The organism is Pseudonocardia lutea, from assembly GCF_042658055.1.
Classification (GTDB): domain Bacteria; phylum Actinomycetota; class Actinomycetes; order Mycobacteriales; family Pseudonocardiaceae; genus Pseudonocardia; species Pseudonocardia lutea.
Genome location: NZ_JBHSQK010000032.1, coordinates 110,887 through 135,165 on the forward strand (window position 1 = coordinate 110,887; position 24,279 = coordinate 135,165).

Here is a 24,279-nt window from a genome sequence, read left to right on the forward strand (position 1 = left end):
ACCGGCACTGTCGCTCCTACCTGATGAGCGGGAGTGTCGCTCGCTCCCGGGTGGAGGCCTCGTGAGCCGCGCGGTGCTGTCCCTGGGGTCGAACCTGGGCGACCGGTTCGCGTACCTGCGCGGCGCCGTCGCCGGGTTCGGCACCGCCGTGGTCGCGGCGTCGCCGGTGTACGAGACCGCGCCGTGGGGCGGGGTCGAGCAGCCGGACTTCCTCAACGCCGTCCTCGTCGTCGACGACCCGGCCGTGGACCACTGGGGGTGGCTGCGGCGCGGGCAGGAGCTGGAGAGGGCCGCCGAGCGCGTCCGCGAGGTCCGGTGGGGTCCACGCACGCTCGACGTCGACGTCGTCACGGTCGACGGGGTGACCAGCGACGATCCCGAGCTGCTGCTCCCGCACCCGGGCACCCCGGAGCGGGCGACGGTGCTGATCCCGTGGCTCGACGTCGAGCCCGACGCGGTCCTGCCGGGCCACGGGCGCGTCGCCGACCTGCTCGCCGCGCTGCCCGCCGGCGAGGCGGAGACCGTGCGCCCGCGGCCGGACCTGGTCCTGCGGTGAAGCCGCTCCGGCACCGCGACCTGCTCGTCGCCTTCCTGGGCGCCGGGATCGTGGCGCACCTGATCGTCAGCCTGACCTACGGCACGCTGCCCTCCTTCCCCGCGCCCGCCGGGGCCACGCTCGGTGTGCTCGGGATCGCGGAGGCCGTCGCCGGCTGGATCCTCAAGGGGCGCGTGGAGCGTCGTCCCGGCAGCAGGCCCGTCGAGCCGCTGGTCGCGGCGCGGGCGGTGCTCGTGGCGCAGGCGTCGGCCGTGGGCGGGGCGCTCGTCGGCGGGCTGTGGGCCGGGCTGCTGGTCTACGTGCTGCCCCGGGCCTCGACGGTCACCGCCGCGGCCTCGGACACCGTCGCCGCGGTCGTCGGGCTGGTGTGCGCGCTCGTGCTCGTCGGCGGCGCGCTCTGGCTGGAGCGCTGCTGCCGCACCCCGGACGACCCGGACGAGCAGCGGCGCGACGGCGGCCCCGGCGGCGGTGCGGCCACCCGGTAGGTCGCGACGGCCGGTGGCCGTCGGTCGCTGAAAGTAGGCTCGCCGCCATGGCCTACCCCGTCCCCACCGGACACCCGCCCGCGGAGCAGACCACGCGGCACACCCACGCCGCGCGGCGCAAGGGCGTGCTGCTGCCGGTCGTCGGCCTGGTCGCGCTGGGCGTCTGCGGGCTCGTGGTGCTGGGCCTGGTCGGCAACTCCGTCGGGCCGGGCGGGGTGCTGGTCGGCGCGCTGTGCGCGCTGCTGCCGGTCGGCCCGGTGGTCGCGACCTTCCTGTGGATCGACCGCTGGGAGCCCGAGCCGCCGCGGATGCTGCTGGTCGCCTTCCTCTGGGGCGCGTGCTTCGCGGCGCTGTCCGCGCTGATCATCAACTCGAGCGCGGCCCTGGCGGTCGACGCCCTGCTCGGCCGCGGGAGCGGCGACGTCCTGGGCTCGGTCGTCATCGCCCCCTTCGTCGAGGAGGCGCTCAAGGGGCTGTTCCTCGTCGGCCTGCTGATCTGGCGGCGCAAGGAGTTCGACGGCGTCGTCGACGGGATCGTCTACGCGGGCCTGGTCGCCGCGGGGTTCGCCTTCACCGAGAACATCCTCTACATCGGCCGGGCCTTCGCCGAGGACGCGGTGGCCGGGCAGAGCGGCGGCGTGCTCGCCGTGCTGCTGCTGCGCGGGGTGTTCTCGCCCTTCGCGCACCCGCTGTTCACGGCGATGACCGGCATCGGCGCGGGTATCGCCGCGGCCAGCCGCAGTCCCGCGGTCCGGGTGCTCGCGGTGCTGGCCGGCTACCTGGTCGCGGTGCTGCTGCACGCGATGTGGAACGGCGCCGCCTCGGTCCTCGGCGGCACGGGGTTCGTGCAGGTCTACGTCGTGGTGATGGTGCCGCTGTTCCTGGGGCTCGCCGTCGTGGTGATCTGGCAGCGGCGGCGCGAGGCCCGCACGGTCGCGGAGCAGCTGCCCTCGTTCGCGCAGGCGGGCTGGATCGCGTGGAGCGAGGTCCCGCTGCTCGGCAACCTGGCGAAGCGGCGGGGCTGGCGCCGGGCCGTCCGGCGGCGGTCGGGCCCGCATGCCGCCCGCGCGGTCGCCGACTACCAGACGGCGGTCACCGAGCTGGCCTTCATGCGGGCCCGGATCGCCCGCGGGTCGGTGCGGGAGAGCGCCGCGGAGCTGGAGCACGAGCGGCTGCGCGCCCTGGCCAAGGCCCGGGCCCGGGCGCTCGGCATGCCGGACGCCCTCACCGCGGCCTGGGGTGACCAGCACCCGCCGGGCTGGACCCCGCCGCCCGCCCCCGCGCCCGGCTGGGCCCCCGCCCCGCAGCCCTACGGCCCGCCCTCCCACGGCGTCGCCGCGCCGGGCCACGGTCCGCCGCCCCAGGGGCCCGGCCAGCCCCCACCCACCTACGGCGCCCCGGGCCTGCCCCCGCGGGGGCAGCAGCCGCCCCCCGGCCCCCCGCCGGGCTGGGGCCCGCCGCGCCCGCGCTGAGGATCGGAAGGGCAGCAGCAGCCGGACGCCCCTCGCAGCCCGCGCCGGAGCGAACGCTTCGACTCGTTCCCGCCGAGCACCGAGAGCGGCGCCACGGAAGCCGCCTCGCGCCCGTGGAGCCACCGAGAGGCGGGCGCACGCCGCCGGCAGCCGCCTCCGCGGCCCCCGAAGCACCGTCAGCGGGCGCACGACACCGACGACCGCCCTCGCCCCCGCACACCCGTTGTGGCTCGCCCGCACACCTCGGAGGTTCGTGCCACATGCCGTCGACCGGATGTGGAAAGTCCATCCGGATGTGCGAGCCGGCCGGGCGGCGCTCGTCGCGAGGGTCCGTCGCCACCCGGTCGAGGACACTCCGAACCCTGCTCGCCCCCGGGGGCCGGTCGGGTCCGCTCGACAGCCACCGTCACCCACGACCGTTCCCCGTGCTCCGGAACGCGGTCGTCGGCACACCCGGAAAGGCGCGGCACACGTCGTCGACCGGGTGTGCGACGCGCCTTCCGGGTGTGCCGCCGGGCCATCGCGGGTGTGGGACGACGATCCGGTTGTGGCGCGCCGTTCGGGCCGGCCGAGCACCCCGGGACGACGTACGCGTGAGCGGCGTGTGAGCCGCCCGGCCCGGTGAAGCCCGTCACGCGGTCTCCCCGGGACGGTCCGCGCCCGCCTACCCTCGTGCCGTCGTCGCCGATCGATGTCGACCACACCGTCCGGTACCCCTGGTGGACTGGAACGACTGCAGGAGCGCGTGATGAGTGCTGGCCGGCCCGCCCGGCTGGCCGTCGGAGTGGTCTCCGCCGGCCGTGTCGGGGCCGTTCTGGGTGCCGCGTTGGACGCGGTGGGGCACCGGGTCGTCGCGACCTCCGGCGTCTCCCGGGCCTCCGTCCACCGCGCCGGGACCCTCCTGCCGGACGCTCCGCTCCTCGCCCCCGACGAGGTCGTCCGCGCCGCGGACCTCGCCCTCCTCGCCGTCCCGGACGACGTGCTGCCCGGCCTGGTCCGCGGCCTCGCCGCCGCCGGCGCCTTCCGCCCCGGCCAGATCCTGGTCCACACCGCGGGCGCGCGCGGCGTCGAGGTGCTGGAGCCGGCCGTCGAGCACGGGGTCCTGCCGCTCGCGCTGCACCCGGTCATGACCTTCACCGGCCGGCCCGAGGACGTCCAGCGGCTCACCGGCTGCTGTGTGGCGGTGACCGCCCGGGCGGACGACGAGGCCGCCTGGAGCGTGGGCGAGGCGCTCGTCCTGGAGCTGGGTGCCGAGCCGGTCCGGGTGCCCGAGCAGGCCCGGCCGCTGTACCACGCCGCCCTCGCGCACGGCGCGAACCACCTGGTCACGCTCGTGCGGGACTGCGCCGATCTCCTCGACAGGGCCGTCCTCGCCGGGTCCGCGGCGGGCGCCCCGTCCGCCGAGCGCCTCATCGGCCCCCTGCTCTCGGCCGCGCTGGACAACGCGCTGCGGCACGGCGACCGGGCGCTGACCGGGCCGGTCGCCCGGGGCGACGCCGGCACCGTCCGCACCCACCTCCGCGAGCTGGACCGGGTGGATCCCGGACTCGCCGACACCTACCGCACCCTGGCCCGTCGCACCGCGCACCGCGCGGCGGAGGGCGGGTTGCTGCCCGACCACGCGGCCGACGAGGTCCGCGCCGCCCTCGACGACACTGAGGAGCACCGGTGACCGCACCAGCCCGCACCCGCAACGGCTACGCCCGCGGCCGGCTGACCGTGCACGACGACCCGGCCAGGCTGACGCCCGTCACGCGTGCGCTGCGGGCGGCCGGGCGCAAGGTCGTGCTCGTGCCGACCATGGGCGCGCTGCACGAGGGCCATCGCGAGCTCATCCGGCACGCGCGGTCGGTCCCGGGCAACGTCGTCCCGGTCGTCAGCATCTTCGTCAACCCGCTGCAGTTCGGCCCGAACGAGGACCTGGCGAAGTACCCGCGGCCGCTCGAGCGCGATCTCGACGCGTGCCGCGAGGAGGGCGTCGAGCTCGTGTTCACGCCGTCGGTCGACCACATGTACCCGCCGGGCTCGGACACCCGGATCGTCGCCGGCGCCCTCGGGAGCGACCTCGAGGGGCGGAGCAGGCCGGGGCACTTCGACGGTGTGCTGACGGTGGTGTCGAAGCTGTTCCACATCGTCGGGCCGGACGTCGCACTGTTCGGCGAGAAGGACTACCAGCAGCTCGTGCTGGTGAAGAGGATGGTGCGCGACCTGGACTTCCCGCTCTCGGTCGTCGGCGTCCCGACCGTCCGCGAGCCCGACGGGCTGGCCCTGTCCTCGCGCAACGTCTACCTGTCCGGGGACGAGCGCGCCCGCGCCGTCACCCTCTCCCGCGCGCTGCACGAGGGCGCCGCCGTGTCGGCCTACGGGCCCGCGGCCGTGCTCGAGCGGGCCCGCGCGGTCCTCGACGCCGAGCCGGCCCTGCAGGTCGAGTACCTGGAGCTGCGCGACGCCGACACCCTCGGCGAGCCGGCCGCCGGCGGCCGGGCCCGGCTGCTGGTCGCCGCCCGGCTCGGCACCACCCGCCTCATCGACAACCTCCCCGTCCAGCTTTAGGGGCTGTCCGATGGGCCACCGATCGACCCGCGCCGCCCCACTTTCGTCGTCGGCACGTCCGAATACGCCCGCTATGAGGACGCGCCTCCGCCTTGCGGTGCATCCACCCGGAACGCCGCGGAACCGACCCTTGACCCATCGGACAGCCCCAGGGAGCTCCCCGTGCTGCGCACCATGATGACCTCGAAGATCCACCGCGCCACGGTGACCCAGGCCGACCTGCACTACGTCGGCTCCGTGACCGTCGACCGCGACCTGATGGAGGCCGCGGACCTGCTCGAGGGCGAGCAGGTCGCGATCGTCGACATCACCAACGGGTCCCGGCTGGAGACGTACGTGATCCCCGGCGAGCGGGGCAGCGGCGTCATCGGGATCAACGGCGCCGCCGCGCACCTCGTGCACCCCGGCGACCTCGTCATCCTGATCGCCTACGGCCAGCTCGACGAGGCCGAGCTGCTCACCTACTCGCCGAAGGTCGTGTTCGTCGACGGCGAGAACAGGATCGTCGAGCTGGGTTCGGACCCCGCGCACGCCCCCGAGGGGTCAGGACTGCTGTCCGGTTCGCGGTGATGCTCCTCTGCGTCGACATCGGCAACACCCAGATCGCCCTGGGTGTGTACGAGGGCGAGCACCTCGTCCGGGACTGGCGCATGCGCACCGACCCGCGGATCACGGCCGACGAGCTCGAGGTCGCGGTCGGCGCGATGCTCGGCGAGTACGCGCCGCGGGTCGCCGGCGTGGCCGCGCTGTCCACGGTGCCGGCGCTGCTGCGCGAGCTGCGCCTGATGCTGGAGCGGCGGGCGGCGCGCATGCCCACGGTGGTCGTCGGGCCCGGGGTGCGGACGGGCGTGCCGCTGCTGGTCGACAACCCGCGCGAGGTCGGTGCGGACCGGGTGGTGAACACGCTCGCGGCGCACCACCGGCACGCGACCGCCTGCGTCGTCGTCGACTTCGGCACGTCCACGAACATCGACGTCGTGTCGGCGAAGGGCGAGTTCCTCGGCGGCGCGCTCGCCCCCGGCATCGAGATCTCGATGGACGCCCTCGCCCACCGCGCGGCCGCCCTGCGCACCGTCGAGCTGGTGCCGCCCCGCTCGGTGATCGGCAAGAACACCGTGGAGTGCCTGCAGTCCGGCGTGCTCTACGGCTTCGCCGGCCAGGTCGACGGCCTGGTGCGGCGGATCGTCAGCGAGCTCGGCCCCGCCGCGGGCCCGGTCACGGTGCTCGGCACCGGCGGCCTCGCACCGCTCATGCAGGGGATCTCGGACACGATCACCGAGTACGCGCCGGACCTCACCCTGGAGGGCCTGCGGCTCACCTACGAGCGCAACGTCCGGGGCGCGGGTGCGGGCGGCGGCGTGAAGGACGCGGCGGCGGTCACGGGCCGCGCCGCCAGGTAGGACCGGCACCCGGGGCCGATACCGCGCGGACGTCCCGCGGTACCGCCGTCTAGCCTTACCCGGCGTGACCGACGAGCCGCGCACCCCCGCCGACGACCTGCCCGAGCAGATGCAGGTCCGCGCGAAGAAGCGCGCGGACATGCTGGAAGCCGGCATCGACCCGTACCCCGTGCTCGTGCCGCGCACTCACACGCTGCGCGCCGTGCGGGAGGCCCACCCCGACCTCCCGCCGGACACGGAGACGGGCGAGGTCGTGACCGTCGCCGGGCGGGTGCTGTTCCTGCGCAACACCGGCAAGCTCTGCTTCGCCACCCTCGTCGAGGGCGACGGCACCGAGCTGCAGGCCATGCTGAGCCTGGCCAAGGTGGGGCCGGAGGAGCTGGCCCGCTGGAAGGCGCAGGTCGACCTGGGCGACCACGTGTCCGTCACGGGCCAGGTCATCACCTCCCGGCGCGGCGAGCTGTCGGTGCTGGCGGACTCGTGGGCGATGGCGGCCAAGTCCGTCCGCCCGCTGCCCAACGCCCACAGCGACCTGTCGGAGGAGACCCGCGTCCGGCAGCGGTACGTCGACCTGATCATGCGACCGCAGGCGCGGGAGATGGTCCGGGCGCGCTCGACGGTGCTGCGCACGCTGCGCCGGGAGTTCGAGGTCCGCGACTTCGTCGAGGTCGAGACGCCGATGCTCCAGCTGCTGCACGGCGGGGCCACCGCGCGCCCCTTCGTCACCCACGCCAACGCCATCGACACCGATCTGTATCTGCGGATCGCCCCCGAGCTGTTCCTCAAGCGGGCGGTGGTCGGCGGGATCGAGCGCGTTTTCGAGCTCAACCGGGTCTTCCGCAACGAGGGCATCGACTCCACCCATTCACCCGAGTTCGCGATGCTCGAGGCGTACCAGGCCTATGCCACGTACGACGACATGGCCGTTCTCACCCGCGATCTGATCCAGCAATGTGTACGCGCCGTGTTCGGTTCCACCGTCGTGCGTCACGCGGACGGGTCGGAACACGATCTCGGCGGCGAGTGGCGCTCGGTCACGCTGCACGATTCCGTCGCGGCGGCCGTCGGGGAATCCGTGACGCCGGACACGTCGGCCGAGGAACTGCGGAAGATCGCGGCGACGCACGACGTGGCGCTGCAGGATTCGTGGGGCGCCGGCGAAATCGTGCTCGAGCTGTTCGAGAAGCTGGTCGAGCACACGCTGCAGGAACCGACGTTCGTGCGCGACTACCCGGTCGAGGTCCGCCCGCTGACCCGGCAGCACCGCGACGACCCGCGGCTGGCCGAGGCCTGGGACCTCGTCGTGTTCGGCCACGAGCTGGCCACGGCCTACTCCGAGCTCGTGGACCCGGTGGAGCAGCGGGCCCGGCTGCACGCCCAGTCGCTGCTCGCGGCCAAGGGCGACCCCGAGGCCATGCAGCTCGACGAGGACTTCCTGAGGGCCATGGAGTACGGAATGCCCCCGACCGGCGGCATGGGAATGGGCATCGACCGGCTGCTCATGACGCTGACCGGCGTGGGAATCCGGGAGACGATCCTCTTCCCGCTGGTGCGGCCGGAGGCCTGAGCCGCCGCGCCCGGCCGCCGGAATACCTGAGAGATTCCGGTGTGGATCGACCCTGCTCGACATGCCTTCGGGAATTGCGTTATATTTCGTCGACGGCGCGGCCGTCCATTCAGCACCGAACCATTCGAACCCAGGAGGCTGCGGCGGTGGCGCAGATCCGCGAGATCAAGCTGATCGACGACCTCGACGGCGACAGGGCCGACGAGACCGTCGAGTTCGGTATCGACGGGAAGAGCTACGAGATCGACCTGTCGACGGCGAACGCGAACAGACTGCGGGACGCGCTGGCGTCCTACGTGGGTGCGGCCCGGCGGGCCTCCGGACGGCGCCGCGGCGGTGGCGGGTCGCCGTCCGGCGGGGCCAACCGGCGGCCGTCGATCGACCGCGAGCAGAACCAGGCCATCCGGGACTGGGCCCGCAAGCGCGGGATGAAGGTCTCCGACCGCGGCCGGATCCCGGCCGAGGTGCTCGAGGCGTACCACCAGGAGAACTGAGCGGGCACGCACGAGGGCCGGCCGGGTGCGTCCCGGCCGGCCCTCCTGCTGTCCGGAAGTGAGGGCTGCCTCACCATCGTCCGGGCGTAGCGTGGGGCGGGAGGACCGATCTTCGGAGGTACACCCGTGGCACGCCGCCTGACCACCCTCGAGGTCGCGCGCACCGAGCGGATCGGCCCGCACATGGTGCGGGTCGTCGCCGCCGGGCCCGAGCTCGCGTCGTTCCCCGACACCCCCTTCACCGACCGCTACGTGAAGATCCTCTTCCCGGTGCCGGGCGTGGACTACGCCGAGCCGCTCGACATGGACGCCGTCCGGCGCGACCACCCGCGCGAGGAGTGGCCGCGGCTGCGGACCTACACCGTGCGCGCGTTCGACCCGGTCGCACGCGAGCTGACCATCGACTTCGTGCACCACGGCGACAGCGGCCTCGCCGGCCCCTGGGCCGCCGCCGCGCGCCCGGGCGACCGGCTGCGGCTGCTCGGCCCGGGCGGGGCCTACGCGCCGGACCCGGAGGCGGACTGGCACCTGCTCGTCGGCGACGAGGCGGCGCTGCCCGCGATCGGCGCCGCGCTCGAGCGGATCCCCGCGGGGGTGCCGGTGCACGCGATCGTCCAGGTGGACGACGAGGCCGACCACCAGGACCTGACCTGCGCCGGCGACCTGCGGCTGCGCTGGCTGCACCGGGTCGGGGCGCCGGACGGCGGTGCGGGCGCGCTGGTCGCGGCGGTCCGGGAGCTGGAGTTCCCGGCCGGGCGGGTGCACGCGTTCGTGCACGGCGAGGCGGCCGAGGTCCGCGAGGTCCGCCGGCACCTGGTGCGCGAGCGCGGCGTCGACCGGGACGCCCTGTCCGTCTCCGGCTACTGGCGGCGCGGCCGGGACGAGGAGGGCTTCCGGGTCTACAAGCAGGAGCAGGCGCGGCTGGAGGAGGCCGCGCAGGCCGCGCAGGCCCCGGCGGAGTCGATCTCCGCAGGTCGCTGACGCCCTGGCCGTTCGCGCAGGGCTGAACGGCGGCCGACCGGGAATGGACGCCCTGCTGACGCCGTTGTGTCGGTATCGGCACGTACCGTGCGCGTTACGTGGGGCCGCGGCGGAGGCGCCGACCGGTCGGCGACCGATACAGTGGTATGGGGCGTCCGCGGCGCAGTGTCACAGGGATGCTGGACGCGTCGCACGTGTGGGCGCAGCAGGCAAGGAGTGCGAATGTTCGAGAGGTTCACCGACCGAGCAAGGCGTGTTGTCGTCCTGGCGCAGGAAGAGGCCAGGATGCTCAACCACAACTACATCGGCACCGAGCACATCCTCCTTGGCCTGATCCACGAGGGTGAGGGTGTCGCCGCGAAGGCGCTCGAGTCGCTCGGGATCGCCCTGGAGGGCGTCCGCCAGCAGGTCGAGGAGATCATCGGCCAGGGCCAGCAGGCGCCGTCGGGCCACATCCCGTTCACGCCGCGGGCGAAGAAGGTGCTGGAGCTGTCGCTCCGCGAGGCGCTGCAGCTCGGCCACAACTACATCGGCACCGAGCACATCCTGCTCGGCCTGATCCGCGAGGGCGAGGGCGTCGCGGCCCAGGTGCTCGTCAAGCTGGGTGCCGACCTCAACCGTGTCCGCCAGCAGGTCCTGCAGCTGCTGAGCGGCTACCAGGGCAAGGAGCCCGCCGAGGCCTCGACCGGCCGCGGCGAGGGCACCCCGTCCTCCTCCCTCGTGCTCGACCAGTTCGGTCGCAACCTCACCCAGCAGGCCCGCGAGGGCAAGCTGGACCCGGTCATCGGCCGGGAGAAGGAGATCGAGCGGGTCATGCAGGTCCTCTCCCGGAGGACCAAGAACAACCCCGTCCTCATCGGCGAGCCCGGCGTCGGCAAGACCGCCGTCGTCGAGGGCCTGGCCCAGGGCATCGTCAAGGGCGAGGTCCCCGAGACGCTCAAGGACAAGCAGCTCTACACGCTGGACCTGGGCTCCCTGGTGGCCGGCTCCCGCTACCGCGGTGACTTCGAGGAGCGCCTGAAGAAGGTGCTCAAGGAGATCCGCACCCGCGGCGACATCATCCTGTTCATCGACGAGATCCACACCCTGGTGGGTGCGGGTGCCGCCGAGGGCGCGATCGACGCCGCGAGCATCCTGAAGCCGATGCTGGCCCGCGGCGAGCTGCAGACCATCGGCGCCACCACGCTCGACGAGTACCGCAAGTACGTCGAGAAGGACCCCGCGCTGGAGCGCCGCTTCCAGCCGATCCAGGTGGGCGAGCCGAGCGTCACGCACACCATCGAGATCCTCAAGGGCCTCCGGGACCGCTACGAGGCGCACCACCGGGTCACCATCACCGACCCGGCGCTCGTCGCCGCGGCCACCCTGGCGGACCGCTACATCTCGGACCGCTACCTGCCGGACAAGGCGATCGACCTGATCGACGAGGCGGGCGCGCGGATGCGCATCAAGCGCATGACCGCGCCGCCGGACCTGCGGGAGTTCGACGAGAAGATCGCGAACGTCCGCCGGGACAAGGAGTCCGCGATCGACGCGCAGGACTTCGAGCGCGCCGCGCACCTGCGGGACTCCGAGAAGCAGCTGCTCGCGCAGAAGTCGGAGCGCGAGAAGCAGTGGAAGTCCGGTGACCTGGACGTCGTGGCCGAGGTCGACGACGAGCAGATCGCCGAGGTCCTCGCGAACTGGACCGGCATCCCCGTCTTCAAGCTGACCGAGGAGGAGACCTCCCGGCTGCTCAAGATGGAGGACGAGCTCCACAAGCGGATCATCGGGCAGGAGGAGGCCGTCAAGTCGGTCGCGCAGGCGATCCGCCGCACGCGTGCCGGCCTGAAGGACCCGAAGCGCCCGTCCGGCTCGTTCATCTTCGCCGGCCCGTCCGGTGTCGGTAAGACCGAGCTGTCCAAGGCGCTCGCGAACTTCCTGTTCGGCGAGGACGACGCGCTCATCCAGATCGACATGGGCGAGTTCCACGACCGCTACACCGCCTCGCGGCTCTTCGGTGCCCCTCCCGGGTACGTGGGCTACGAGGAGGGCGGCCAGCTCACCGAGAAGGTGCGCCGCAAGCCGTTCTCGGTCGTGCTGTTCGACGAGATCGAGAAGGCCCACCAGGAGATCTACAACACGCTCCTGCAGGTCCTCGAGGACGGCCGCCTCACGGACGGCCAGGGTCGCACCGTCGACTTCAAGAACACGGTGCTGATCTTCACCTCGAACCTGGGCACCCAGGACATCTCGAAGGCCGTCGGGCTCGGTTTCGCGCAGAGCAACGACGAGCAGTCGAACTACGAGCGGATGAAGACGAAGGTCAACGACGAGCTGAAGAAGCACTTCCGCCCGGAGTTCCTCAACCGCATCGACGACATCATCGTCTTCCACCAGCTCACCCAGCCGCAGATCATCTCGATGGTCGACCTGATGATCACGCGGGTGGAGAAGGCCCTGGCCAACAAGGACATGGCCATCGAGCTCACGGACGCCGCCAAGGGCCTGCTGGCCCGCCGCGGGTTCGACCCGGTGCTGGGCGCCCGGCCGCTGCGCCGGACCATCCAGCGGGAGATCGAGGACCAGCTGTCCGAGAAGATCCTGTTCGGGGAGGTCGAGCCCGGGCAGATCGTGATCGTCGACGTCGAGGGCATCGACGACTCGGTGGCCGAGGGCAACCCGGCGCACGACGACAAGGCGGTCTTCACCTTCCGCGGTGAGCCCCGCCCGGCCGCCGGCGTCCCGGACGCCCCGCCGGTCGACATCGCCGCCGGTGGTGGCGAGGAGTAGGACCAGGCATCGCCCGACGACGGCCCGCTTCCCTCCGGGGAGGCGGGCCGTCACCGTTCTCGCCTTCGGGAGTCGGGCGGTGGCTCTCCGCGAGTCGCGCTGCGGTCCGCGCCGTCCGCCCGCCGTGGTTACGGTGGCGGGATGAGCTCGGTCCGCGCCGTCCCCGAGACCGAGCTGATGTCCGGCGAGCTGCTCTCCGCCGACGACGCCTGGCACACCGTCCGCCGTTACGGGCTGCGTCACCTGCTGGTCAGCGGGTTCGTACGCTTCCGCTACGGCGACGGCTTCTCCCACGCCCGCGCCTTCGCCCTGCAGCTCGCGCTGGCCGCGGTACCGCTCGTGATCGCCGGCGCGGGCCTGGCGACCGCGCTCGGCGCGGAGTCCTTCTCGGAGGTCGTGGCCCGGACGGTCGTGGCCCTCTCGCCCGGCACCAGCGACCAGCTCGTCGGGCAGGCGGTGGAGGGCGAGGGCGAGGAGCGCGGCGAGGTCGTCGTCGTCCTGGCGCTGCTCACCGCCTTCGCCGCCGCGACCTCGGCGTTCGCCCAGTTGGAGCGCGGCGCCAACCGGATCTACGGCACCGAGCGCGACCGTCCCGTCCTGCGGAAGTACGGCCGCGCGGCCCTGCTCACCGCGACGGCCGGAGTGGCGATGGCCGTCGGCCTGCTGCTCATCGTGGCCGGCGAACCCTTCGGCGAGGCGATGGAGCAGATCTACCACTGGGGCGACGTGGCCGAGGAGGTCTGGGACGTGCTGCGCTGGCCCGCCGGCCTGGCCGCGCTGGTCGTGGCGGTCACCACGCTGCTGCGCTTCGCCCCGCGACGCCGGCAGCCGGGCCTGAGCTGGCTCGTGGTGGGCGGCACGGTCACCGTCCTGGCCTGGTTGGCCGGCTCTGCGCTGCTGGCGGGGTACGTCGTCCTCGGGGCGAACTTCGACGAGACCTACGGTCCGCTGACGGCGATCATGGTCCTGCTGCTCTGGGCGAACGTCAGCGGCATCGCGCTGCTGGCCGGCTTCGCGCTCGCGGCCCAGCTGGAGGCGGTCCGCGCGGGGCAGGGCGATCCCCGCCTGCCCGACGCCGACGACGACGGCATCCCCGACCACCTCGACGAGACCCCGGGCTCCCCGGCCCGCTGAGCCGGCCCCGCCGCCGAACGCGTCGAGCGTGCCGGGGCGCTCCGCTTCGCCGGCCAGGTGCTGCAGAACTCGTGACTCGCGCTGCCGGAGTTCGCGACCCGCGCTGCCGGAACTCCCGACTCGCGCTGCCGGAACTCCCGACTCGCGGGGTTCAGCCGCGGCGTTGCGGCGGGGGCCACTCCTGCGCCTGGGAACGGGGCTGGAGACCGCTCCGGCGGCCCTGAGGTGGTTCCTGCGGGCCTCCCACCGGGTCCGGTCGGATCGCCCGGTCCGGCCGGCCCGACCACTCCTGCGGGCTCGCAGGCCACTCCTGCGCGCCGGTCCAGTCCTGCGGGGCGCGGGGGCGAGGGCCGGGGACGGTACCCACCCGCGTCGCCCCCTGGTCCGCCGGGAGCGGCCGGGCGGAGCCGCCCGGTACGCGCGCCTCCTGCCGCGGCACCGCCGGCAGCACCTCCGTCGCGGGCATCTCGGCGATCCGCCGGGCGGTGGCCTCGGCGAGCGTCCGCGGCCGCAGGACCGGGCCCTGGCGCGTGGCCTGCCCGTCCTTCCTCCGCTTCGCCGCGGCGGCGCGCTTCCCGCCCGGGAGGATCTGCAGCGGCCTGCGGGCGGCGAGGTCCTCGATCCAGCCGAAGCAGGCCATGCCGATCACGATGAGCACCACCGAGCTCAGCACGAGCATCCCGCCCGAGTCGGGCAGGCCGAGCCGGTCGTTCGCCCAGGCGGCCACGTCGATGGCCGGGTTGTTCAGCAGGTAGATCGTGATCGCCCGCGCGTTGACCACGGAGATCAGCCGGCCGAGCCCGGGCACCTTGTCGACCCAGCCCATGCTCGGGTTGATCCGCAGCACGAGCAGCACGAACCCGGCGGAGACCAGCGCCTGCGCCATGGGGATCTCGTTGAGGTCGAGCCCGGCCTCCTCCGACGGGTGCCCGACCGCCCAGAACATCCCGGCCGCGATCCCGGCCGCGGCGAGCCCGAGCAGGGCCGGCAGCGGCAGCTTGCGGATCATGCCCTCGCGGTGCGCGAAGCCGAGCATCCAGCAGGCGCCGAAGGTCACGAAGTCGAGCAGGCCGGCGCCGAGCCCCCTGGCGTCGGACAGCGGCGAGCCGAGCAGACCGTCGACGATCACCAGGGCCAGGGGGACCAGCACGCTGATCACCGGGCTCTTCCGGAAGGCCTTGAGCATCACCGGCGTGAGCAGCACGAACCACAGGTAGGCCCGCAGGTACCAGAGCACCTCGACGGTGTCGAAGCCCCACTCGCTGCCCGGCGGGTCCATGAGCGGGAAGACCCACCAGACCAGGTCGCTCCACGGGATGCCGTTGCCGGGGCCGTCCGCGTCGGCGCCCTCGGCGGCCCAGCCCTGCCACACCATGATCGGCACGAAGATCACGGCCATCAGCCAGAGTGGCGGCAGGAGGCGGCGGATCCGCTGCCCGAGGACGTCGATCGCCGGCGTCCTGCGCATGGACTGCACCATCAGCGACCCGCCCAGCGCGAACATCACGCCCATCGACGGGAAGACGATCGACAGCCAGCCCAGCCCCAGCGCGTGGTAGACGACCACGCGGACCAGCGCGAGCCCGCGCAGCGAGTCGAGCCACCGCTCCCGGCCCCGCGGTCGCGCGACGGGGGCGGGGAGCGGTGACCCGTTCTCGTCGCCCGGGTCCCCGGCGGACCGGGGTGCCGGAACGGGCGCGACGGCCGTCGGCGCGGGGCGCGGCACGGAGGGCATGCTCGGGAACGACGGGTGCCGCCCGGCCGCGCCCGCGGGCGGGACCGGCGCCGGCGAGGCCTGCGGCGAGAGCAGCGCGTCGACCGCCCCGGTGCGCTTGAGCTTCTGCCAGCGCACCCGGACGCCGCTCACCGCACTCACCGCGGACTGCACGAGCACCACGTACATCAGCTGCCGGTAGACGAACTGCTGCACCGGCAGGACCCACAGCGCGCCCTTGGGCTCGCCGTCGACGTGGAACGCGTAGATGCCGCCCGCGACCTGCAGCCCCATCATCAGGCCCCAGAGCAGCAGGGTGGTAGCCGGATCCTCGAACAGCAGCCCGTAGAGCAGGAAGACGTCGACCAGCGGCGCGGAGAGCGGCAGCATGATCTGGAACAGCAGCACGTGGGCGAGGCCGAGCCAGCCGAAGGAGCCGGGCTCGCGCACCGCCCGGCGGTGCTTCCAGATGGCCTGCATGGTCCCGTAGCTCCACCGGTACCGCTGGCGCCAGAGCTGGCCCGCGGTGGCGGGCGCCTCGGTCCAGGCCAGGGCGCGGTCCTCGAACACGACCTTCCAGCCCGCCCGGCCGAGGGCGATGGTGAGGTCGGTGTCCTCGGCGAGGGTGTCGTCGGACAGCCCGCCGACCTCGCGCAGCGCCTCCTTGCGGAAGGCGCCCGCGGCGCCCGGGATCGTGGTGATCGACGACGTCGTGTCCTGCACCCGCCGGTCGATGCCGAACCCGACCACGTACTCGACGTGCTGCAACCGGCCGATCAGGGTGTCGGTGTTGGCGACCTTGACGTTGCCCGCGACCGCACCCACCCGCGGATCGGCGAAGGGCTGCGCGAGGTGCCGCACGGTGTCCGGCTCGAAGACCGTGTCGCCGTCCATCATCACGACGACCTCGTACCGCGCGTTCGCGGTGCCGGTGTTGAGGGCGGCCGGCTTGCCCGCGTTGAGCTGGCGGATCACCCGCACCCGCGGCAGGTTCAGCGACTCGACGAGCTCGGCCGTGCCGTCGGTCGAGCCGTCGTCGACGACGATGACCTCGAGCGGATGGTCGTTGGCGAGGATCGACCGCACGGTCGCCTCGATGTTCCTCGACTCGTTGTACGCCGGGACGATCACCGAGACGGGCTGCGTGTACGTCGGCCCCCAGGCCCAGTCCGGGTCGCGCCGTCGTCTGTCGTGCCGGCGCGCGGCCACGATCATCAGGACGAGTCGCAGGACGACCAGGGTCGCGACCCCGGCCAGGAGCCACCGGGCGGCGTCGGAGACCCACCAGGCCGCGCCGATGACCCCGAGCAGGAGCTTCCCGAGCAGGACGTCCGTGGTGCTCGCGGCCGGGGCGGGCGGCAGGTTCATCGCCTGTTCGACGGTCTTGAAGGTGTAGCCGGCCGCCTGCAGCTGCGGGATCAGCTTGTCCAGCGCCGCGATGGTCTGGGTGCGGTCACCGCCGGAGTCGTGCAACAGGATCGTGCCGCCGGTGCCGTCCTTCGGCGTGGCGTTGCGGACGATCTGGTCGACCCCGGGCCGCTTCCAGTCCTCGCCGTCGACGTCCGTCAGCACGGTCAGGTAGCCCATGGCTCCGACCCGCTTGACGGTCTCGTAGTCGATGTCGTCGAGGGCCCCCGCGCTGGAGGAGTACGGGGGCCGCATGAGGTAGGTCGACTCGCCGGTCGCGCCCTGGATCACGAGCTGCGCCTCGGCCATCTCCCGCTCGACCCGCCAGCCCGCCGACGTGCCGAGGTCGGGGTGCGAGAACGAGTGGACGCCCAGCTCCGAGCCCTGCTCGTGGATCTCGCGGACCAGCTCCGGATAACGGCTGGCCATCGAGCCGACCACGAAGAAGCTGCCGGGCACGTTGTGCTTGCGCAGGATCGAGAGGACCTGCGGCGTCCACGTGGGATCGGGCCCGTCGTCGAAGGTCAGGACGACGGTCCCGTTCGGGATCCTCGTCGACCGGACAGGGTCGTGCTGACCGTCGATGATCGGGCCGCCCGAAAGGACGTCCTCGGGCACCTGCTCCGACGAGACCGCCTCGTGGGCCCCGACAGCGTCGTTGCCGATCTTGCCGGCGGTCAGGCCGCAGACGACGAGCACGACGAGGAAGGCGGCGAGGAGCGAACCGACCAGCAGCCACGACGGCGCGGGCCGGACCGTCGCACGGGGGCGTGGCACGGCGAACCTTTCCCGACAGGGGGGAGCGCCGCGCCGGCGGGATCCGGGCAGCGGCCTGTCACTCGGCTTTCGACCGCCCCAGTGGCCCCGTTACAGGCCGTGACCTGAATCCCGTTGTTCTTGGTCCGTTCGGGAGGGCCGCGCTACCCCGATCAGCGGAAAGCAGGAGGATGAATAGGACAAATCACTCACCGATCGTGTCGAGGGGCGGTAACGCTGTCCTGCGGGGCTGCGGGGCTGCGGGGCTGCGGGGCTGCGGGGCTGCGGGGCTGCGGGGCTGCGGGGCTGCGGGGCTCGCGCTCCGGTTCCGGGATGGCGGCGTCGTGAGCCGGCACATTCGTCAGGGTGTCGCACACCGGCTGGGGCAAGGCAAGGCCGCACAACGCCGAGGTCCGTCGCACACCCTGTCGACGGCCTGTACGACGCCTCGACGGATGTGCGAGCTAGACGGGATCGGCGCGCCGGCGGAGCGCGGTGAACCGGCGCGGGGACTGCACCTGCTGCTCTCCAGGACCGCCTCGCGAAGGGTGCCCCGGGCGGGCATCGCGACCGCCGCGACCGTCCGCCGCGGCCTTGGCGTTCCCTTCGAGCCGGCACATCGCCTCGGGCGCGGCACACCCGGTCGACGGGGTGTGCGGCGGAGCTGTCGGGTGTGCGACCGGGATCCAAGGGGTGTGTGGCGTCGGGGCAGGTGTGCGACCGGGATCTACCGGGTGTGCCGCGCCCGGACGGGTGTGCGGCGTCGAAGGTGCGACCGGGATCCAAGGGGTGTGTGGCGTCAGGGCGGGTGTGCGACCGGGATGTACCGGGTGTGCGGCGCGGGCGGGTGTGCAGCGTCGGGGCGGAGGCTGGGATCCAAGGGGTGTGCGGCGTCGGGGTGAAGGGGTGCGACCGGGATGTACCGGGTGTGCGGCACCGGGGCGGGTGTGCGACGGCGGGGCGGGGTGTGCGCGCCAGGACAGATGCGCGGCACCGAGGCAGGTGTGCGTCCGTGACGATCATCATGTGCATCGCCTCGTCGCGACCTGCGGAGGGTCTCCCGGAGCAGCGGCAGCACCTCGGCAGCGGATGACCGGCCCGGACGTCGGCGACCTCGCCGTGCTCGAAGTCGTGCAGGATCCGTGGTCGGGGCGACCCGGGCCGCGTGCGAGCGGCGCCACGAGTCGGACACCGGATCGGGGACCGGTTCGGTCGTGTCGGCCCTCCGCCGACGGCGTCGTCGCTCTCGATCACCCTCCGAGGTACGAGGACAGCCAACCCTGATCTGACTCCGTCCTTTCGGACTGTCCGGTCGGAGAGGTCCGCATCTGCGTGCAACGCCGCTGCAACCTTCCCACTCCTACTGTCCGGCCTCACCGAGCGAGGCCCCGATGTCAGGGAAGACGGAAGGACGGACATGGCCAAGTACGCCAACCCCGGTGACGCGGACAGCGTCGTCAGCTTCGAGCCGCGGTACGACCATTTCATCGGCGGCGAGTACGTGGCCCCTGCGAAGGGTCGGTATTTCGAGAACCCGACGCCGATCACCGGCCAGACGTTCACCGAGGTCGCCCGCGGCACGGCGGAGGACGTCGAGAAGGCCCTGGACGCGGCGCACGCCGCCGCCCCGGCGTGGGGGAAGACCTCCGTCGCCGAGCGCGCCAACATCCTCAACAAGATGGCCGACCGCATCGAGGCGAACCTCGAGAAGATCGCCATCGCCGAGTCGTGGGAGAACGGCAAGGCCTGCCGCGAGACCCTGGCCGCCGACATCCCGCTCGCGATCGACCACCTCCGCTACTTCGCCGGCGCGGTGCGCGCCCAGGAGGGCGGCATCTCGGAGATCGACGAGAACACGATCGCCTACCACTTCCACGAGCCGCTCGGCGTGGTCGGGCAGATCATCCCGTGGAACTTCCCGATCCTGATGGCGATCTGGAAGCTCGCGCCCGCCCTCGCCGCCGGCAACGCGGTCGTCCTCAAGCCCGCCGAGCAGACCCCGGCCTCGATCCACGTCCTGCTGGAGACGGTCGCCGACCTGCTCCCGGCCGGTGTCGTGAACGTCGTCAACGGCTTCGGCGTCGAGGCCGGCAAGCCGCTCGCGTCGTCGAACCGGATCCGCAAGATCGCCTTCACCGGCGAGACGACCACCGGTCGCCTGATCATGCAGTACGCGTCGGAGAACCTGATCCCGGTCACCCTGGAGCTGGGCGGCAAGAGCCCCAACATCTTCTTCGACGACGTCGCGGCCGCCAACGACGCGTTCTACGACAAGGCCCTCGAGGGCTTCGCGATGTTCGCCCTCAACCAGGGCGAGGTCTGCACCTGCCCGTCCCGCGCGCTGATCCAGGGCGGGATCTACGACGACTTCCTGCAGCAGGCGGTCAAGCGCACCGAGCAGATCAAGCAGGGGCACCCGCTCGACACCGAGACGATGATCGGCGCGCAGGCGTCGAACGACCAGTTCGAGAAGATCCTCAGCTACATCGACATCGGCCGGCAGGAGGGCGCGAAGGTCCTCACCGGTGGTGAGAAGGCCGACCTCGGCGGGGAGCTGGCCGGCGGCTACTACATCCAGCCGACGGTGTTCGAGGGCACCAACTCGATGCGGATCTTCCAGGAGGAGATCTTCGGCCCGGTCGTCTCGGTCGCCCGGTTCGGCGACTACGACGAGGCCATCTCGATCGCCAACGACACCCTGTACGGCCTGGGCGGTGCGGTCTGGTCCCGGGACGGCAACACCGCCTACCGCGCGGGCCGCGACATCCAGGCGGGCCGGGTGTGGGTGAACAACTACCACGCCTACCCGGCGCACGCGGCCTTCGGCGGCTACAAGCAGTCCGGCATCGGTCGCGAGAACCACAAGATGATGCTCGACCACTACCAGCAGACCAAGAACATGCTGGTCAGCTACTCGCAGAACGCCCAGGGCTTCTTCTGATGGGCGACTCGGCCGTCGAGCGGGCCGAGGCACCGGCGGCCGAGGTCCCGGGCTCGGGGTCCGAGCGGGTGGCGCTGACGCCGGCGGCGGCGGAGCTGCTGGTGAGGCTCACCGACCTGCACGGGCCGTTGATGTTCCACCAGTCCGGCGGGTGCTGCGACGGGAGCGCCCCGATGTGCTACCCGGACGGCGACTTCAAGGTCGGCGGGCAGGACGTCCACCTGGGCGACCTGACCGTCGAGGGCCTGGAGAAGCCGATCGGGTTCTGGATGTCGGCCTCGCAGTACGAGTACTGGAAGCACACCCATCTCACCGTCGACGTGGTGAAGGGGCGCGGGAGCGGGTTCTCGGTCGAGGCGCCGGAGGGCGTCCGGTTCCTGATCCGCTCGCGGCTGTTCACCGACGAGGAGTGGGAACGGCTGAAGGACGAGCTCTAGCGGTCTGGACGGACGGCGCTCTCGCTCACCGGATGTGAGCGAGAGCGCCGTTCGTGCATCCGAGATGGGCGACTACAGCAGGGCGTCGAGGGCGCGCAGGGTCGCCGCGGCCGGGGCGGGAACGCCGACGCCACGGCCGTGCCGGACCTGCGGCTCCCGGACGTTGATCCGGACGAGCCGCCCGGTCGCGGCGCCGGCCAGCTCGGCCTGCCGCCGGACGGTCGGGACCGCGGTGCCCGCCCCGATCTCGACGACGGCGAGGTCGCCGCGGTGCCCCCGGACCCAGCCCTGCAGCGCCTCGACCCGGGGGCCGCAGTGGGCGGGGTCCCAGGACCAGTCGCCGAACATCAGGATGTTGGGCCGGGCCGGCCCACCGCAGCGCGGGCAGGAGGGCAACGGCTCGCGGGCCCGCATCGACCCGGGGTCCACGTCGACCTCGACCCCCGCCGCGGACCACACCGGCTGCCCGCACGCGCGCAGGCACTGCAGGTGGTGGATCGAGCCGTGGACCTCGGCCACCTGGGCCTCGTCGAACCCGGCCACCTGGAACTGCCCGTCGACGTTCGAGGTGAACACCCGCGTGGGACGGCGCTCCGCCCACCGGCGCAGGACGGCGAACCCCTCGTGCGGCACCGTCGCGCGGTAGAGCGCGAGCCGGTGCCCGTAGAAACCCCAGGCCAGGGCGGGGTCGTCGGCGAAGTGGACGGGGTCGGCGATCTCCTCGAACCGCAGCCCGAGGGCCTCGTAGGGCGGGTAGGCCCGCCAGAAACCCTCGGTGCCGCGGAAGTCCGGCAGGCCGGAGTCGACGCCCATCCCGGCGCCGGCGCACACGAGGAGCGCTCCGGCCCCGCGCAGCAGCTCGGCGGCCTCGGCGAGCGCGGGGTCGACGGTCGTCAAGCGCGGATCAGAGCTCCACGACCTCGAACTCCAGCAGGTCCGCGCCGCTCGCGACGGGCTTCGGGCCCGCGTTCGGGTCGTGCTGCCCGGAGTGCGCCTCGACGGCCGGGCCCTGGCGCCACTTCTGGAAGTCCTCCTCGGTCTCCCACGTGGTGACGACGAAGTACCGGGTGTCCCCGGCGACCGGGCGGAGCAGCTGGAAGCCGAGGAAGCCCGGCTGCCCGTCGACGGCGTGCTTGCGGTGCGCGAACCGCTTCTCGAGCTCGGGGCCCGCACCCTCGGGCACGTGGATTGCGTTGATCTTCACGACGGCCATGTGCCCCACGTTAGCCTCACCCGTGATGGAGGGGCGGCGATCGGTGCGGACGTCCGACGGGACCTTCCTCGCGGTCGTCGAGTTCGGCGGCGTGGGCCCGCCCGTCCTGCTGTTGCACGGGCTGATGGGCCGGGCCACGACCTGGTGGTCGGTGGCCCGCCGGCTCACCGGGCACGGCCGCGTCCTCGGGCTCGACGCGCGCGGCCACGGCCGCTCCCGGGCCGCCGGCCCGTGGACCACGGACCGGATGGCTGCGGACGCCGCCGACCTCCTCGAGCAGGCCGGCTCCGGGCCGGCGGTGGTGATCGGGCACTCGATGGGCGGGCTGCACGCGCTGGCACTCGCCGCGCGCCGGCCGGACCTCGTGCGCGGGCTGGTGGTCGAGGCCATGGCGGTGGACCTCACGGGCCTGGCGGGGCGGCCCCTGGCGGACATGGCGGCCTGGTTCTCCGCGGTGCCGCAGCCCTTCGTCTGCCGAGAGGCGGTGCGGGAGGCCTTCGGGTACCCGAGGCCGGAGATCGGCGACTACATGGCCGAGTGCGTGGAGGAACGGGCCGACGGGCTGCACCTGCTCACCCGGATTCCCGACGCGCTGGAGATCGCCGCGGGCTGGACCCGTGAGGACCGCTGGGCCGACCTCGACGCCGTCGCCTGCCCCGCGCTGCTGATCGAGGCCGAGGAGTCCGTCGCCCCGCCGGGCCAGATGGCCGCGATGGCCGAGCGGCTCGGGGCGGAGCACCACGTGCTGCCCGGGACGGGGCATCTGGTGCACGCCGAGGAGAAGGCGTTCCTCGCGCTGGTCGAGCCTTTTCTCACCCGCTGCGGGTGACGACCGATTCCGAAGCAACACAGCGTTTCGGTCGGCCACGCCCCGTCGACCCGTTCCGTCCCTTGCTCCGAACGGTGGTTCCTGAATTACGTACGTGGGCCCAAGTGGGCTTTCGATCATTGTTCCCGCAGTTCACGGCGCGGTTGGTTGCCGAAAGTGAGCTTCGGTCACCGCATCGTCACCGGCTTGCTGAGACGTGCTCAGAAATGGCCTTGTGGATCGTGACGGCGCTGTGCGAGCCTCTGCGCACTCCATTCGGGAGCCGCGAATCCGCCGGGGCGCAGGCGTATTCCGGGGTACAACGTCGAGAGCTGCGCGCCGCCGGCCACCCGCCGACGACGAGTCGCGGGGTCCCGGGTCGCCCGAGCCGGGACACCGGCGGGGGACGCGCCCGAGGTGTGGGGATGTACCAGGAGCGGAGAAGCGTCCTGGCCGCGGAGGATCCGCCCGCGGCGGAACCGGACCGGGCCGGGGGAACCGGGGCCCGGATCGACGAGTTGGTCGCGCCCGCCCGCCGGGGGGACGAGCGGGCGCTGACGGAGCTGCTCGAGCTGGTGCGGCCGCTCGTGCTGCGCTACTGCGAGAACCGGCTGCACGGGTCGGCGGTGTCGGCGGAGGACGTCACGCAGGAGGTCTGCATCGCCCTCCTGCGGGCGTTGCCCTCCTACCGGGACCGCGGCCGACCCTTCCTCGCGTTCGTGCACACCGTGGCCAGCCACCGGATCGCGAGCGCGTGCACCGCCGCGGTGCGCACCCACGAGCGCGCCGTGGCCGAGCCCCCGGAGCCGGGCGGGGGACCCGAGCGCCGGGACCAGCCGGAGCTGCACGCCCTCGACCGTGCCGCCGCCCTCGAGGTCGACCGGCTGCTGCGACGGCTGCCCGGCCGGGCGCGGGAGATCCTCCTGCTGCGGGTGGTGTGGGGGCTCTCGGTGCGTGAGACCGCGGACCACCTCGCCCTCAAACCGGAGTCGGTGCGGCTGAACCAGCACCGGGCCCTGCAGGCACTGCGTCGCATGCTCGCCGGTGGCACGGGCTGGCAGCTCCGGCCGGAAGCGGGCTGAGCCGCACGATGACCCCTGACGGCGACGGCACCCCCGCCGGCCGCCGGCCCCTCGACGAGGAACCGGCGGCAGGTGGCTGCTGCCCGCGTGCCCCCGATCCCGTCGATCTCTGCGCCATCCTCTCCGACGACGCCCTGCTCGACGCGCTGGGCCGGTACGCGCTGTCCGACGACCGGATCCGCGAGTGCTACGGCTCCGATCCGGTCGTGGACCTGTTGCTGGGCTGGCGCGGCGGGGACGACGACCAGGACACGGGCCCGCCGTCGGCGGAGGAGGAGCAGCCCGTCGCCGAGGCGGCGGAGGCCTCCGAGGCGGTGCCCGCCGCCCCGGCGCCGCGGCGCGCCGACGAGTCCCGCCGTGCGCGCCGGCTCCCGATGGCGGCCGCGGCCGCCCTCGTCGTCGGGTGTCTGCTCGGGGCCGGTCTCGGGGAGGGGCCCGGGACGCTCGCCGTCGGGTCGGCCGACGCCGCCCGGGTGGTCGACGCGCGGCTCGACCGGGCCGCCGCCG

At 73.2% G+C, this 24,279-nt stretch carries 19 protein-coding genes and 1 pseudogene; 17 read left to right on the plus strand and 3 right to left on the minus strand.

Features of this window, described 5'->3' with window-relative positions:
- Positions 1-61: 61 nt before the first annotated feature.
- From folK to ACFQH9_RS14295, 12 genes are all read left to right on the plus strand, one after another.
- Entirely contained in the window at positions 62-556 is a 495-nt protein-coding gene (gene folK / locus ACFQH9_RS14240; protein WP_379566536.1) for a 2-amino-4-hydroxy-6-hydroxymethyldihydropteridine diphosphokinase, read from the plus strand.
- On the plus strand, positions 553-1,041 hold the full coding sequence (locus tag ACFQH9_RS14245; RefSeq protein ID WP_379566537.1) for a DUF3180 domain-containing protein: 489 nt from the start codon (positions 553-555) through the stop codon (positions 1,039-1,041). The genes folK and ACFQH9_RS14245 overlap by 4 nt, the downstream gene beginning before the upstream one ends.
- 47 nt (positions 1,042-1,088) lie before the next feature.
- Positions 1,089-2,513 (plus strand): PrsW family intramembrane metalloprotease, encoded by a 1,425-nt coding sequence (locus tag ACFQH9_RS14250; RefSeq protein WP_379566538.1) that lies wholly within the window; start codon positions 1,089-1,091, stop codon positions 2,511-2,513.
- A 748-nt stretch (positions 2,514-3,261) separates the two neighbouring features.
- On the plus strand, positions 3,262-4,185 hold the full coding sequence (locus tag ACFQH9_RS14255) for a Rossmann-like and DUF2520 domain-containing protein (protein WP_379566539.1): 924 nt from the start codon (positions 3,262-3,264) through the stop codon (positions 4,183-4,185).
- On the plus strand, positions 4,182-5,066 hold the full coding sequence (gene panC / locus ACFQH9_RS14260) for a pantoate--beta-alanine ligase (protein WP_379566540.1): 885 nt from the start codon (positions 4,182-4,184) through the stop codon (positions 5,064-5,066). Before ACFQH9_RS14255 ends, panC begins: the two co-directional genes overlap by 4 nt.
- A 162-nt stretch (positions 5,067-5,228) precedes the next feature.
- Positions 5,229-5,636, plus strand: a complete 408-nt coding sequence (panD, locus tag ACFQH9_RS14265) for an aspartate 1-decarboxylase (RefSeq protein WP_379566541.1) — start codon at positions 5,229-5,231, stop codon at positions 5,634-5,636.
- Entirely contained in the window at positions 5,636-6,466 is an 831-nt protein-coding gene (locus ACFQH9_RS14270; RefSeq protein WP_379566542.1) for a type III pantothenate kinase, read from the plus strand. The genes panD and ACFQH9_RS14270 overlap by 1 nt, the downstream gene beginning before the upstream one ends.
- Before the next feature lie 109 nt (positions 6,467-6,575).
- Positions 6,576-8,033: a lysine--tRNA ligase gene (gene lysS, locus ACFQH9_RS14275; RefSeq protein WP_379566595.1), complete on the plus strand. Its 1,458-nt coding sequence runs from the start codon at positions 6,576-6,578 to the stop codon at positions 8,031-8,033.
- A 146-nt stretch (positions 8,034-8,179) separates the two neighbouring features.
- The gene (locus ACFQH9_RS14280; protein ID WP_379566543.1) at positions 8,180-8,527 is read left to right on the plus strand and encodes a histone-like nucleoid-structuring protein Lsr2; all 348 of its coding nucleotides are present in this window, start codon (positions 8,180-8,182) and stop codon (positions 8,525-8,527) included.
- A 126-nt stretch (positions 8,528-8,653) separates the two neighbouring features.
- Positions 8,654-9,508: a siderophore-interacting protein gene (locus ACFQH9_RS14285; RefSeq protein ID WP_379566544.1), complete on the plus strand. Its 855-nt coding sequence runs from the start codon at positions 8,654-8,656 to the stop codon at positions 9,506-9,508.
- A 222-nt stretch (positions 9,509-9,730) separates the two neighbouring features.
- Positions 9,731-12,280 (plus strand): ATP-dependent Clp protease ATP-binding subunit, encoded by a 2,550-nt coding sequence (locus tag ACFQH9_RS14290; protein ID WP_379566545.1) that lies wholly within the window; start codon positions 9,731-9,733, stop codon positions 12,278-12,280.
- 141 nt (positions 12,281-12,421) lie between these two features.
- Entirely contained in the window at positions 12,422-13,414 is a 993-nt protein-coding gene (locus ACFQH9_RS14295) for a YihY/virulence factor BrkB family protein (RefSeq protein WP_379566546.1), read from the plus strand.
- A 151-nt stretch (positions 13,415-13,565) separates the two neighbouring features.
- Here the strand turns inward: ACFQH9_RS14295 and ACFQH9_RS14300 are convergent, their stop codons facing one another.
- Positions 13,566-17,312 carry a glycosyltransferase gene (locus ACFQH9_RS14300; protein WP_379566547.1) on the minus strand — a complete coding sequence of 1,249 codons (3,747 nt, stop codon included), beginning with the start codon at positions 17,310-17,312 and terminating at the stop codon, positions 13,566-13,568.
- 1,396 nt (positions 17,313-18,708) lie between these two features.
- Here ACFQH9_RS14300 and exaC point away from each other — a divergent pair.
- Both exaC and ACFQH9_RS14310 read left to right on the plus strand, forming a co-directional pair.
- The gene (gene exaC, locus ACFQH9_RS14305; RefSeq protein WP_379566548.1) at positions 18,709-20,232 is read left to right on the plus strand and encodes an acetaldehyde dehydrogenase ExaC; all 1,524 of its coding nucleotides are present in this window, start codon (positions 18,709-18,711) and stop codon (positions 20,230-20,232) included.
- Complete coding sequence (locus ACFQH9_RS14310) at positions 20,232-20,669, plus strand: DUF779 domain-containing protein (RefSeq protein ID WP_379566549.1); 438 nt, start codon at positions 20,232-20,234, stop codon at positions 20,667-20,669. The genes exaC and ACFQH9_RS14310 overlap by 1 nt, the downstream gene beginning before the upstream one ends.
- Positions 20,670-20,741: 72 nt before the next feature.
- Here ACFQH9_RS14310 and ACFQH9_RS14315 read toward each other — a convergent pair whose 3' ends face one another.
- Together ACFQH9_RS14315 and ACFQH9_RS14320 are read right to left on the minus strand one after the other, a co-directional pair.
- The gene (locus ACFQH9_RS14315; protein ID WP_379566596.1) at positions 20,742-21,482 is read right to left on the minus strand and encodes an SIR2 family NAD-dependent protein deacylase; all 741 of its coding nucleotides are present in this window, start codon (positions 21,480-21,482) and stop codon (positions 20,742-20,744) included.
- A 91-nt stretch (positions 21,483-21,573) separates the two neighbouring features.
- The gene (locus tag ACFQH9_RS14320) at positions 21,574-21,882 is read right to left on the minus strand and encodes an antibiotic biosynthesis monooxygenase family protein (protein WP_379566550.1); all 309 of its coding nucleotides are present in this window, start codon (positions 21,880-21,882) and stop codon (positions 21,574-21,576) included.
- A gap of 25 nt (positions 21,883-21,907) precedes the next feature.
- Between ACFQH9_RS14320 and ACFQH9_RS14325 the strand changes: the two genes are divergently transcribed.
- From ACFQH9_RS14325 to ACFQH9_RS14335, 3 genes and pseudogenes are all read left to right on the plus strand, one after another.
- Positions 21,908-22,711, plus strand: a complete 804-nt coding sequence (locus ACFQH9_RS14325; protein WP_379566551.1) for an alpha/beta fold hydrolase — start codon at positions 21,908-21,910, stop codon at positions 22,709-22,711.
- Between the two features lie 404 nt (positions 22,712-23,115).
- Positions 23,116-23,772, plus strand: a complete 657-nt coding sequence (locus ACFQH9_RS14330; RefSeq protein WP_379566552.1) for a sigma-70 family RNA polymerase sigma factor — start codon at positions 23,116-23,118, stop codon at positions 23,770-23,772.
- Between the two features lie 8 nt (positions 23,773-23,780).
- Positions 23,781-24,279 (plus strand): annotated as a pseudogene (locus ACFQH9_RS14335) (hypothetical protein); the annotation flags it as partial.